Genomic DNA, 13431 nt, shown 5'->3' with positions numbered 1-13431 from the left:
TCTGCTCACCTTACACGGGGCTAAAGTAGGACTTATGACTGACATTAAACTTACGTCCTTTGCCGCCGGTGGCGGTTGCGCCTGCAAGATTCCCCCGGGAGAACTCGAGTCTGCTGTGGAGGGCCTCGTGGGCACCGCGGACCCCAACGTGCTGGTCGGGCTTGACGACGGCGACGATGCCTCCGCCGTGCGCATCCCCAACGGCCTGGCGGTCATCTCTACCGCGGATTTCTTCACGCCGATGCTCAATGATCCCTACGACTGGGGCCGGGTGGCGGCTGCCAATGCGCTTTCCGACGTCTACGCCATGGGCGGCACTCCCATCACCGCCATCAACCTCGTGGGCTGGCCGCGTGAGAAGCTCGGCCTCGACATTTTGCGCGAGGTCCTGCGCGGTGGCATGGATGTGGCCAGCGAGGCGGGGATATCCATTACTGGTGGACACTCCATCACTGCCCCGGAGCCCACGTATGGCTTGGCTGCCACGGGCATCGTCCACCCCGACAAGATTATGCGCAACGACGCCGCCGAGGCGGGCCTGCCCATCACGCTGACCAAACCGATCGGTGTGGGCATCCTCAATAACAAGCACAAGGCCACTGGTGAGGTTTCCCAGGCTGCGGTGGACTCCATGACCACACTTAACCGCGATGCGGCTGCCGCCGCCGTAGCAGCCGGGGTACGTGCGGCAACCGATGTCACCGGCTTTGGTCTTCTGGGCCATCTCTACAAGATGTGCCGCGCCTCCGATATAGGCGCAGAGCTGGACTTCTCAGCTGTTCCTGCCATTGAAGGTGCCAAAGATGCCTTGGCGGATGGCTTCATCCCGGGTGGCTCGCGCCGCAATCTGGATTGGGTGCGCCCCCACCTCGACACGGATTTGAGCGAGGAAGACTTGATTTTCCTCGCCGACGCCCAAACATCCGGTGGACTCCTCGTCATCGGCGAGGTTCCCGGCTACCCGGTCATTGGCCGGACCGTGCCGGGCGATGCACGGATTTCTATCCGCTAGTCACCGTCGAATGGCTGAGGCCCTCTGCCTTGCGGCGGGCTTCAGCGCGCCGCTTTTGGGGGCCAATGCTTGTCGACGGATCCTTCACCGCCTCCAGCCCAGCGTTGAGCACGCCAAAGCGCGTGCACGCGGATCCCGCCATGAGCGCCACGCCGGATACCACCGACACGGCGCGGGACTTGGTTGCTGCCGCCACGGCAGCTCCCACTCCGCCGGAGGCGATGAGCCACTCAGAAGCCTTCATGAGTTTTCCGGGGATGCCCGAATGGAGGGGCCGCTTAGGCTCAGGCTCCATGTGGTCTTCCATGATGCGGGTCGCGGCTAGGTCACTAACAGCGGCCGTGATGCCCAGCGCGCGGGAAGGCCCCGCGCTGCTAACCGGGGTAAAGGCCATGGCGGCACCCGCCGCGGCTGCCGACGCCGAGGAAACAAAGACATAGGGCAAGTGCTTCTTCGCATCGTTCCACGTCGGGTTAGAGGTATTAGCCAGCAGCACCGCCGTATAGCCCGCTAGCGGCCCTCCAAGAACACCGGCAACAGCACCTGCTGGGCCAGCCGCCTTGTCGAGAAGCCGACGAACCGGCTTTGGCAGCACACCGCCGACCAATGCATCGGCTTCGACGATTGCAGGAAGCGACGCAGCGGAGGCAAAGCTGCCGAGAATCCACGAACCGATGGACATCGGCGACGTCACCTTGAACACGCGGAACATGTTGAGCAACCGCTCTGGGCGCCCCAAGTCAAGGATGAGAAAGACGGATCCCACCGAAGCTGCGGAGAATGCCGTCAACCGAGTGGAGCGGCGCAACTCCGCATTCCCCGTTGCCTGCGCACCGGCGGCGAGCAATGCCGAGCCTCCGGAAAGACCACCTAAGAACAGGTATCCGCCGATGGGCCACTCCCACGGCGGGGCTTTGACCACAGGCTTGCCGTAATAGGAGGTGAACTCAAAGTCCTCCGCCATGCGTTCTTCTTTAGAACCATCCTGTGCACCGGCGCCGACGCGGCCACGCCGACGCTTTTTTCCGCCACCACGACGCCGACTCGGCTCCTGTGGAGGACGGTACTCATCAAACTCGCTCATTTCCGGCCTCCCATCATGAATGCTCCTGCCACAGCCAGCGCCATGCCGCCGATGGCTTTCACGGCCGTCTTGTACATCTGCGGCAAATCCGCCGTGGGCACGCGCGGATCCGGCGGCAGCCCGTAAACCTCTGGTGAGTCGAGTAACAAGAAGATTGATCCCGTTCCCCCAACACCGTCTTGCGAGTTTGCTCCGTAGAGGCGGGCTTCGGTCAGGCCTTGCTCGTGGAGGACGCGCACGCGCTCCCGCGCTGCGGCAAGCATCTCCTCGTAGGGGCCGAATTGGATGGAGTCCGTCGGGCAGGTCTTGGCGCAGGCCGGCTGCTCACCAATTTTCAGGCGGTCATAGCACATGGTGCACTTCTGGGCCACGCCCAGATTCTTAATGGGCATGGTCTGTCCCGGTGTATGGTCGGGGCCCTGCGGCTTGAGTTGCTTCAGCTTTGCCAACACGTTTACGCCCGCGTGGTCCGGAACCTGGTAGTCCACGGTGGCCGTTTTATCCGCCTTCAGCGTCACGCCGCCGTCATCGCGGCGCTCAATCACGCCGAACGGACAACCGGCCACGCATGTCCCGCAACCATTGCACACATCATCCTGGACCACGACGGTGCCGAATTCGGAACGAAACAGCGCGCCTGTCGGGCACACGTCCAAGCATCCAGCGTTGGTGCAATGTTTGCACACGTCGGAGGACATCAACCACCGGAAATCATCGGTATCCGGGGTCACGCTTGGGGCGGAAGCTTTGGGCATGCCTAACGAAACAAGTTTCCGTCCCTCCTCGCGAGCCTGTTGAATACGCTCGTTGCTTTGCTCAATGAAGGCCACATGGCGCCAAGTATTGGCGCCCAGCGAACCAGTGTTGTCATAAGAGTCACCGGTGACCGCGTACCCCTCAACCGGGTTGCGGTTCCACTCCTTACACGCCACCTCGCAGGCCTTACAGCCAATGCAAATCGAGGTATCCGTAAAGAAAGCCATGCGCTGATAGGACTCATAGCCGTGCTTATCAGCCTTTTCGGTCAAAAGATTAGCCATTAGTCCTCCTTAGCTTTCTTTGCCTTCATAGTCGGCGACATTTCCAGCAGTTGCATCATCACCCGTGTTGTCCTCGGTAGCTGCTTGCTCAGTGCTAAAGGCATCGGCAACATCCAGGATTCGGTTGCCGGAGTCCACGGTGAGGTGCGCTCGTTCTTGGTACTCACGCAAGAGCTGAAGACGTGCCTCGCCACGCGGTCGGCGGCCCGGCTGGATATCGCACGCACCCACCTTGGAATTCTGGATGAACACGTTTGGTTCCAGAGTCAGTCCCAGCAGGTCGTTGGCGCCATCGCCGGCTACCTCGGTGGTCTCCGATTCTCCGTAGTGATACGGCAGGCCGATCTGGTGGAAGTCCTCACCATTGATAGTGAGCATCTCCATGCGGTCCGTTACCAGAACCTGTGCCTCGATGACACCGCGTGGGGACACAATGGTGGCCCACTCACCGTTGACCAATCCGCGCTTGGCGGCCAGCTCCTTGTCCACCTCGCAGAAGAGTCCCGGCTGCAGCTCCGCCAAGAATGGCAGGCGGCGCGACATCGCACCCGAGGTGTACATCTCCGTCAGGCGATAGGTGGAGAAGACGAACGGGAAGACCTCGGCGCCACGCTCCCCCGGCTCCGGCCGGGAGAGGTTGTCTTCGCGCTTAATTGTCAGGCGCGTCGGCGACTGCTGCTGTTTGTACAGCGCATTGTGTACCGGTGACTCCTGCGGCTCGTAGTGAGTCGGCAGCGGGCCGTCAGACAATCCCTTCGGCGCGAACAGCCAGCCCAGGCCGTCGGCCTGCATGATAAACGGATCGTCGCCATCGAGGGCATCGGGGCCAATGGCGTCGACAGGCGCCACGTAGTCCGGGCGCTTCGTCAACGGGAAGTCGGGCACGTCATCGCCAACCCACTTTCCTTGTTCTTCGTCCCACCAGATGTACTTCTTGCGCTCCGACCACGGAGTTCCATCCGGCTTTGCGGAAGCACGGTTGTACAGGATGCGGCGATTGGCCGGCCAGACCCAGCCCCAGTCGAGAGCAACCTCATTTTGCTCCGAACCCGGAACCTTCTTCGCGGCATGGTTAATGCCGTCTTTGTACACACCGGTGTAGATCCAGCAACCGCCGGAGGTGGAGCCATCGGTACGCATTTCTGTAAAGGCAGGCAAGAGCTGCCCCTTCTTCGGGCCGTCGAGATAGTAACCGTTGATCTCCCGCAAAATCTCATCCGAGCTCGGATCGCCGTGCTCATCTTCGGTGTAGTCCCAAGTTACGGACTTGATTGGCAGGTCGCGCGGATCAGTTGAATCCGCGAGGCGCTCCCTAATCTTCTTGCCCAGCTGGTAGAAGAACCACGCCTCGCTGCGCGCTTGCCCGGGTGGCGGAACCGCTTGGAAACGCCACTGGACCATGCGCTGGGTCTGGGTAAAGGTTCCGGACTTCTCCACGTGGGTAGCTGCCGGCATGAGGAAGACCTCAGTAGCAATGTCCTCAGTCTTCAGCTCGCCGTTCTTAATCTCCGGCGAATCCTTCCAGAAGCTTGCAGTCTCAATCTCTTGGAAGTCGCGTACCACCAGCCACTTCAGGGAAGCGAGACCGCGGCGCTGCATACCACCGTTGGACTGCGCCACCGCCGGGTTCTGGCCGAAGACAAAGTAGCCCTCTACCTCATGGCGCAGCATGGCCAGCAAGGTCTCATAGGTCGAGTGCGCACCAGAGAGACGCGGCATGAGGTTAAAGCCCCAGTCGTTCTCCTTAGTAGCGGCATCGCCCCAGTAGGACTTCATGAGCGAGACCGCGTAGTTCTCGCCCAATTGCCAGAAGCCCTTCTGGTCCGCCGCGCGGAAAGAATCCAGGTAATCCGACCAGGTTTCCTGGTCCACATGCGGCATGGGCAGGTAGCCCGGAAGCGAGTTGAACAGGGTCGGGATATCCGTCGAACCCTGAATCGAGGCATGCCCGCGTAGCGCCATGATGCCGGAACCGGGGCGGCCCACGTTACCCATAAGCAGCTGCAGGATTGCCGCGGTGCGGATGAACTGTGCACCCAGAGTGTGCTGGGTAAAGCCCAAAGCGTAGGCGAAGCACGTCGTGCGCTCCGGGTTAGAGTTCTGCGCAATGGAATCCGCCAAGTAGTAGAAGTCCTCCGGCGAAATGCCGCACGTCTCCTCCACCATCTCCGGGGTATAGCGCGAGTAGTGGCGCTTGAGAATCTGAAAGACCGTGTTCGGATCCTCCAGCGTCATGTCCTTTTCCACGTTCCACGACGAGCCCTCGGGCTTTTGGACATATTGCCACGAGTCCGTGACATACTTGCCCTTTTCCGCGTCATATCCGGAGAACAAGCCCTCCAAATCCTCGGTGTCCTGGAAATCCGGCGAAATAATCGACGCCGCGTTCGTGTAATTCACCACATAATCGTGGAAATACAGGTCATTATCCAGCACGTACTTGATAACCGCGCCGAGCAGTACCACGTCCGTGCCACCGCGAATACCGATGTGGCGGTTCGCAAAGGCAGACGTACGCGTATAACGCGGATCAACGTGAATAATGCGCGCGCCGCGCTTCTTGGCTTCAACGACCCACTGGAAACCCACTGGGTGGCATTCCGCCATGTTAGAACCCTCAATGACAATGCAGTCCGCATTCGCCATATCCTGCAGCGGTTGGGTTGCGCCGCCGCGGCCAAACGAAGTTCCTAGACTAGGAACGGTGGCGGAGTGTCATATGCGCGCCTGGTTTTCCACCTGAATGGCTCCGGTGGCGGTAAACAGCTTCTTAATGAGGTAGTTCTCCTCATTATCCAGCGTCGCACCGCCCAATCCAGCGATACCCATCGTGCGGTTAAGGGGACGCCCCTGCTTATCGACGTCCTCCCAGTGCCTTGCGCGCGATTCCACGAAGCGGTCCGCGATCATGTTCATCGCAGTCTCTTCATCGAGCTCCTGCCATTCGGTGGCATAGGGTGCTCGGTACTTGATCGTGGTGATGCGAGTCGAGGAGTTAATGAGCTGCTCAGAAGCCGAGCCCTTAGGACACAGACGCCCGCGGGAAATTGGGGAGTCCGGATCTCCCTCGATTTGGATGACCTTGTCATCCTTGACATAGACGCGCTGGGAACAGCCCACCGCGCAATAGGGGCACACCGATTGCACCACGCGGTCCGCGTCTACGGTGCGTCCGCGCAGGTCTTCGCTCTTAGCCGACTGCGTAGACACGTCGCGACCGAAGGCATCCTTGTTGCGGATCTGGCGCACGACTGGCCAGTTCAGCGGACTAAAACGAGACATGCCCTCAAATCTACTTCCTCGCCATCGCGTTTTCCACCCTGGTCGAGACACCACAGCATTGAAAGAAGAACTAAGACGCGAAAAGGCTGGAGCTTTGCAGCTCCAGCCTTTAGCTCTTTAACGGGATTACTTGCGGGTCTCGGTAATGCCGTCGGTATCGATCTGCTCCTTGCGCAGATCCTCGGTGTGGGTCTCGGTGTCCTTGATGGTTTCCTTGGAGAGGTTAACCTTCTCCACCGGGACAGTCTTCTTCTCTACGTTCACACGCTCTTCATGCAGGGTGACGGAGGCTTCTTCTGCTCCGTTATCGCCAATGGTGCCAGTGTAGTTTGCCGCGTCAGCCTCGGAAATCGGGGTGCGCTCGACGCGAACCTCTTCGCGCTCGACCGGAACCTCAACAGTCTCAGTATCGGTCACGACGTACTTGCGCAGGCGAGCCTCACCAGTGGCCACGCGCTCCTTGTTGACGTCTAGGCGCTCCTCGGAGCGGATAACTTCACCTTCGTTGTTGGAGACGCCGTTACCGGTAGCAGTAGCGCGGTCAGTGTCAACACGGTCGGTAGCAGCGGTCTCCTCCTTAGCATGTGCGCCGGCTCCGGCCACGCCAGCGCCAGCTACACCAGCACCAGCACCAGCATCACCAGCGCGCTCATCACGCTCGTCGCGGTAGGTGGTGACATCCTGTGCGTTCTCGAGGTCGTAGTGCTTGAAGATGTCCGCCTGCGCCTCAGGAGTCAGAGGCTTATCAGAGTCAAACTCCGGTGCGTTCTCGATACGGTCCTTAGAGAAGGCCAGCTTGAGCTCATCACCGGTGAAATCATGACCGCGGAGCGGAACCAAGCTGGAGTTCATGCCGAACAGGCCGTGGTTGACCTCGACGAAAGTCGGCTGACCGGACTGCTCGTCGACGAAGACCTCCTTGACAGAACCCAGCTTGTCGCCGGTCTTGTCATATGCAGTTGCATTAAACAGATCCTTGATGTTCTTACCCATTAGTTCTCTAAACCTTTCTATATTTTGGTCTATATCGGGATGGCAAACCATAGCTCGCGCCACTACCCCCATAAGCCAAGGGAATTGGAAGCAGATTTGCTTTTTCGTTTGCACTGACACCCACCATACGGATCAAGCGACAATGCGCTACTGGAGTAGCACGTTTCATCGCTGAAATAACGCTTACTCGCAGGTCACACCATCTATAACAATTGGGTTACGAGACCATTTATGCACCTCAAAGGCCTACCAGCCGGCGCCCCACCCCCTACCCCACACCCAGACCGAAACACAAAGACATCAACCCGCACCCACAACGCAGCCCCCAACAACAATCCTCTACACGACTCTTTACGTTGCCCACAGGGACAACCAATAAACGCTAACTACCCCCACCCCGTTCGGCACATTCCTTAATTGGTCTATATTCCCAATCATCACATCTCTACCATTGAGTACCCTGAACATCATGAACCAGACGAAACACTTCGAACTCAAGGTCCCGGGCGGCAAATTACTCGTCGTAGATCTTGATATTGACGCCCACGGCACCGTAATCGCAGCCAAGGTCTCCGGCGATTTCTTCCTCGAACCCGAAGAAGCCTACGAGGCACTAGCCCCAGCACTAATTGGCATCACTACCGCCACCTCGACGGAGGAAATTCAATCCCACCTCGATGCAGCCCTTGCACGAATCGATTCACCCGTAGCTCTCCACGGCTTTGACACCCACCACCTTGCCGTCACCGTTAAGCGCGCGCTGTCTGGTGGCACCGACTTCACCGACCACCACTGGGAGATCCTGCGCCCAGGGGTTCTGCCCACCCCAGTAAACGTCGCGCTTGATGAAGTGCTCCTCAACGAAGTCGCTGAAGGCAAGCGCGGGCCCACGCTCCGATTTTGGGAATGGGAAGACCGTGCCGTCGTATTCGGTTCCTACCAGTCCTATGCCAATGAGCTGGATCAGGAGGGCGTCGACAAGCACGGCATTGTTCCGGTGCGCCGAATCTCCGGCGGTGGCGCGATGTTCATGGAGGGTGGCAACTGCGTGACCTATTCCCTGTACGCCCCGGAATCGCTCGTGGCCGGCTATTCCTACGAGGCCAGCTACGAATACCTGGACCAGTGGGTGCTCGCGGCGCTGAACAAGCTTGGCGTCAATGCATGGTACGTGCCAATTAATGACATCACCTCGGACGGCGGCAAGATTGGCGGCGCCGCCCAGAAGCGCCGTAAGGGCGCGGTACTACATCACACCACGATGAGCTATGACATCGATGCGGACAAGATGATGGAGGTCTTGCGCATCGGCAAGGTCAAGGTCTCGTCGAAGGGCCTTGCCAGCGCAAAGAAGCGCGTCGATCCGCTCCGCCGCCAGACCGGCGTACCCCGCAAGGAGATCATCGAGACCATGGCACGCGAATTCGCCACCCGCTATGGCGCCATCGACGCCGTACTTTCCGACGACTCCCTCGCCGCCGCCCGCCGCCTCGTCGACACCAAATTCCTCAACGATGAATGGACCAAGCGTATCCCATAATTTGCGGGGGAATTTCTGGGCAGCGTACGGTGTTATAAGTTCAAGTGAACCGATCGGTACGAGAGTGCCGAACTAAATGGTCCATTTCTATACAACACTGTCTAGAAGGAAAATCTCGTGTCAGACACTTCCTCTCGTGCATCCTCCCGCACGCTGCCCTCTTGGGCCACCGGCTTTGGCACCCAAGTTATCGCCGGTCTCATCATCGGCCTTATTCTCGGCTTCATCGCCTCCGGCATGGAGTCCGAGTGGCTCTCCGATACCCTGTCCGGCGTCGGCGGCGCCTACGTCCAATTGCTCAAGGTGATGGTCCCGCCTCTCATCTTCGCGGCTGTCGTCACCTCAGTTGCTAACCTGCGCAAGGTGGCTAACGCCGCCTCGCTGGCGATCTCTACTCTGGTCTGGTTTGCCATTACGGCGTTCTTCTCCGTCTTGGCTGGCATTCTCGTCGCCCTCGTGATGAAGCCGGGCGTAGGCACAACTGTCGATGCTTCCACCGCCGCCGACCCATCCCACATCGGCTCCTGGACCGCTTTCCTCCAGCAACTTGTCCCCGCCAACTTCTTCGGTCTCACCGCTTCGCTGAGCGAAGATGAAATCTCCCTCAGCTTCGGTGCCCTTCAGCTCCTTGTCATTTCCCTTGTGCTGGGCATCGCCGCGGTCAAGGCTGGTAAAGCCGCCGATCCTTTCCTGCACTTCACCGAATCTTTCCTCAAGGTCATCCAGGTGGTCCTCTGGTGGATCATCCGCCTTGCCCCGATTGGCACCGCCGCTCTCATCGGCAAAGCCGTGGCCACCTATGGTTGGGACGCGCTTAGCTCCTTGGGCAAGTTCGTCCTCGCGATGTATGTGGGCCTTGCACTCGTAATTTTCGTGGTCTACCCCGCCGTGCTCGCATTCAACCGGATCCCGGTAGTTGGCTTCTACAAGCGAGTCTGGCCCGTCTTCTCCCTTGGCTTCGTCACCCGCTCCTCCATGGGCGTCATGCCAGTTACCCAGCGCTTTACAGAAAAGGCCATGGGCGTACCCCGCGAATACGCCTCCTTCGCCATTCCGCTGGGCGCTACCACGAAGATGGACGGCTGCGCTTCCGTCTACCCGGCCATCGCCGCCATCTTCATTGCACAGTTCTACGGCGTTGATCTCTCCTTCACCCAGTACCTGCTCATCATCTTCGTTTCCGTCATTGGTTCCGCAGCAACCGCCGGCACGACCGGTGCTACCGTCATGCTGACGCTGACGCTTTCCACGTTGGGCCTTCCGCTCGCCGGCGTGGGTCTGTTGCTGGCCATCGAACCCATCATTGATATGGGACGCACCGCTGTCAACGTCACCGGCCAATCACTGTGTGCCACCATCGTGGCCAAGCGCACCGGCATTCAAGACGAAGCTGTCTGGGATGCTGCTGGTAACGGAGTCTCACACATTATGAACGAGGACCAAGACGCAGACGAGCTCGAGAGCGAGCCGGTCAACACGACTGCATAGCTCTTCCGCCCCTCCCCAAGCCTTCCTCACACGCAAGTGCCGTGCAGGAAGGCTTTGGCATTTCTGCCCCAATCGAAGGACTCTCCCCGTCGTTCTATTCGACGGTGATAGTTTCGAACTCGGTGCTTGGAGCTTTGAGGTCGTCGTTCTTTTCGACGGTGGGTGTGTTCTTGGTTTCTTTCCCTTTCGGTTGTTTGGAGTGGCTCGTCGTTTTATTCGACGGGGTTTAGAAGGGGATGTCTTCGCCGTCGGTGTCGTTGTCGGTCTGGGTTTCGGTTTCGGCTTTGGCTTTGGCTTGTTGTTGTGTGTAGTCGTCGAGTTCTTGTTTGAGGTGTTGGGCTTCCTCACGTACACGTTTCCTGGTGGCGGTGATGTGTTGGGCAACTGTTTGCGCCCAGCGTTTTTGCTTGGGTGCTAGTGGCCCGTCGGCTTCGTTGATGGTCCAGGTACCGTCGGCGAAAAGCCAGATGACATCCCCGCTGTAGGGGTCGAGCAGGTATTTTAAGGTGCCATCGGTTTTCATGTTGTGGTGTCCTTGGCACAAACATGCCAGGTTCTTCGGGTGTGTTGGCCCACCTTCAGCCCAGTTATGCCGGTGGTCAAGCTGGGTAAGAAAAGCTGGCTTCTCACATCCGCCGACCCGGCAGGTGCCGTCGCGGCCTTCGACATGCTTGCGCATGATGAGCCCTGGCTGGTAGCCATCTGCCTCGGCTACCTCTCCGGTTAAATCCCGGGTTTTATCATGCGGCATGGGCGTTTGCCGCCAACCGAAGCCTTCAATAAAGGTCGGGGCATTGTCAATATCGCAGGCTTGGTAGGTGTTGAGGATAACGGTGGCTGGTGGTTTTATCTCACCGCTTAAGAGTTTGATGACTGCTTCAGGAACCGTCAGATCATGCTGCGCTGCGGTTTTATGGATGAAGGCATCGAGTTTAATGCCGGTGTCTTCTTCGACCTGGAGTTCCAGCCAGGCTGAGGTGCCGTTGGAAGAAAAGCGGTAGGTATCTTTAGGGCGGGTGTCACGGTAGGCGATGGAATCATCCAGGGTTTTACAGATATCGCGGACTTTACGCCTGATTTGGCTACGTGTAGGAAAAGCCTGATTCGCCTTAGTAGGGGTGAAAAAGTCAGCCAAGATAGTGTCGATAAAGTCCAGGGTTTCAGTAGTCAAGCCGGTTAGTGCTGACATGGGTTGGTCAATAGCGATGAGGGATTCAATATCCAGCAGGCACACGGTGTCTTGTATGGCTTTGACTTTCGGCAGGCTATCAAGCCGGTGGATGGCACGCAGACCTGCTTTGATGTGGCCTTCCGGCAGCGACCAAGCAGCCACCAAGCTTAAAGCGATGGTGTTGATATCTGCCTGCAGGCTAGGCATAGCAGCAACCCAGGTGTTGTAGATAGCTCGGCGTGCTGCCGCGCGGGCTATAGCGTGTGGATTATTGGGGTTGGTGGTGGAAAAGAAAAAGGTTGGCGGGCGTGTCGTGGTGGTCATGGTATCTCCCCCGAGAAACATGAGTTAGAAGAAATGTTCTAACCATGATTCTACCGACACACACCACACATAGCCATAGCCAGCAACAAATTCACGTCAAGTCGTCACTATAAACGGGGGTAGACACATCAAATTAGTTGATGTGTTCGAGCCTTAGTTAGCAACGGTCACAAGGGAAAACGATTAATGCCCCACGCGCGTTGTCGGTGGCACGTGGGGCGTGGGGATCTACTGGACGTCGGAAAGCGCGACGCCAGTGAGTGCTTTATTCGTACCGCACATCACCGCGAGCGATGTCCTTGCGCCCGTGAACGAAGAAATAGACCACCGAGGCCACCAGCATCAAGGCAGCCAACAACCAGTACATGACGGAGTAACCCGCCGCAGAAATAATCTGCCCCAGCAGAATTGGACCAAAGCCAATACCTAGGTCCAGCAGCAAAAAGAAGGTCGAGATTCCCGCCCCCATCTCATGCATGGGAACCAAGCGCACGGCGATAGCCTGGCCCGCCGGCAGAATTGAGCCGTAACCAAAGCCCACCAAGGCACCCGCGGCAATGATCTGCCAATCAGCTGCAGCCAAAGCAAGGACTACCAGGCCAGCAATAAAGAAGAAGAGCGAGGAATAGATGATGATGTTGTCACCACGACGATCCTGCAGTTTGCCCAGTACAAAGCGAAGAATGAGGCTCACCACCGCATAAGCCAGGAAGAAGTAGCTAGCGCCCTTCTCCAAGCCTGCATGGGAGGAGTAGCCGTTAAGGAACGTAATGATGCCCGTGTACGCAACGCCAACCAATAGGATAAAGACTCCAAAAGGCGCCACCGCCGGGTGCACGATATTCCCCAAAGAGAACGGCACGCTGGGCCGCTCCTGTGTCGGGGCCTTCACAACGAGCCCCAGCCCCAACGCCACCACCGTCAGCGTCAGCGCCACCATAAACACGGTGTTATAGCCAGCTTGGTGGACAATCGCCAAACCAGCCGCTGGACCAAAGGCAGTGGCCAGGGTCGTCCCCAAGGCGAAGTATCCGGTCCCCTCGGCACGACGGTGGTCCGGAATCACCGATTGCGCCACTGCCATCACAGCAGTCGAAGCCACCGCATATCCGAAGCCATGCAAAATACGGACGGCAAAAAGCATCGGCAACGAGTGCGCTGGCATGTACAGCGCCATGGCTACAGCCACCACAATGAGCGAGGCCACCAACGAGCGTTTTCGCCCAGCCGCGTCAACGATGTAACCGGAGAAGAGACGAGCAATCGTCGCCCCCACCACAAAGGCACTGGACGCAAACCCGCCCGCCGTATCCGAAGCCTGAAACTGCTCCACGGCATAGAGCGCCATGATGGTCACAAGCAGATAGAAGACCGTAAACTGGGCGAAATTTACCAACCACGCAAACACGAATGTCGGCGTAATGAGGGACTGGGATTCAGAGGACGTTTGAGACACCTTCTTCGATAGCGTTATGGAATTAAGACTTCCACACGCTA

Annotated in this window: 9 protein-coding genes; 3 read left to right on the top strand and 6 right to left on the bottom strand. The window is 58.5% G+C overall.

What is annotated here, in order from left to right; translation table 11 throughout:
• The first annotated feature begins 34 nt into the window (after positions 1-34).
• Positions 35-1012 (top strand): selenide, water dikinase SelD, encoded by a 978-nt coding sequence (gene selD / locus M5J06_RS00950; protein ID WP_250223734.1) that lies wholly within the window; start codon positions 35-37, stop codon positions 1010-1012.
• Here the strand turns inward: selD and nrfD are convergent.
• From nrfD to M5J06_RS00930, 4 genes are all read right to left on the bottom strand, one after another.
• The gene (gene nrfD, locus M5J06_RS00945; RefSeq protein ID WP_250223733.1) at positions 1002-2096 is read right to left on the bottom strand and encodes an NrfD/PsrC family molybdoenzyme membrane anchor subunit; all 1095 of its coding nucleotides are present in this window, start codon (positions 2094-2096) and stop codon (positions 1002-1004) included. The two genes, selD and nrfD, sit on opposite strands and share 11 nt — an antisense overlap.
• Complete coding sequence (locus M5J06_RS00940; RefSeq protein ID WP_250223732.1) at positions 2093-3136, bottom strand: 4Fe-4S dicluster domain-containing protein; 1044 nt, start codon at positions 3134-3136, stop codon at positions 2093-2095. Before M5J06_RS00940 ends, nrfD begins: the two co-directional genes overlap by 4 nt.
• 9 nt (positions 3137-3145) lie before the next feature.
• A complete protein-coding gene (fdnG, locus tag M5J06_RS00935; RefSeq protein WP_250223731.1) occupies positions 3146-6418 on the bottom strand; it encodes a formate dehydrogenase-N subunit alpha in 3273 nt (1090 codons plus the stop codon).
• A gap of 126 nt (positions 6419-6544) precedes the next feature.
• The gene (locus tag M5J06_RS00930; RefSeq protein ID WP_250223730.1) at positions 6545-7411 is read right to left on the bottom strand and encodes a PRC and DUF2382 domain-containing protein; all 867 of its coding nucleotides are present in this window, start codon (positions 7409-7411) and stop codon (positions 6545-6547) included.
• A 469-nt stretch (positions 7412-7880) separates the two neighbouring features.
• On the opposite strand from M5J06_RS00930, the gene M5J06_RS00925 reads away from it, so the two are divergent.
• Both M5J06_RS00925 and M5J06_RS00920 read left to right on the top strand, forming a co-directional pair.
• Complete coding sequence (locus M5J06_RS00925; protein WP_250223729.1) at positions 7881-8951, top strand: lipoate--protein ligase family protein; 1071 nt, start codon at positions 7881-7883, stop codon at positions 8949-8951.
• Positions 8952-9068: 117 nt separating this feature from the next.
• Positions 9069-10439 (top strand): dicarboxylate/amino acid:cation symporter, encoded by a 1371-nt coding sequence (locus tag M5J06_RS00920; RefSeq protein WP_250223728.1) that lies wholly within the window; start codon positions 9069-9071, stop codon positions 10437-10439.
• Positions 10440-10665: 226 nt separating this feature from the next.
• Here the strand turns inward: M5J06_RS00920 and M5J06_RS00915 are convergent, their stop codons facing one another.
• Complete coding sequence (locus M5J06_RS00915; protein ID WP_250223727.1) at positions 10666-11934, bottom strand: HNH endonuclease signature motif containing protein; 1269 nt, start codon at positions 11932-11934, stop codon at positions 10666-10668.
• Positions 11935-12199: 265 nt separating this feature from the next.
• Positions 12200-13390, bottom strand: a complete 1191-nt coding sequence (locus tag M5J06_RS00910) for an MFS transporter (protein WP_250223726.1) — start codon at positions 13388-13390, stop codon at positions 12200-12202.
• Positions 13391-13431: the final 41 nt, after the last annotated feature.

This window comes from Corynebacterium intestinale (assembly GCF_023574125.1).
GTDB lineage: Bacteria > Actinomycetota > Actinomycetes > Mycobacteriales > Mycobacteriaceae > Corynebacterium > Corynebacterium hesseae.
Note: the sequence above shows the minus strand (reverse complement) of the source record. Positions and strands in the feature narration are given on the sequence as shown.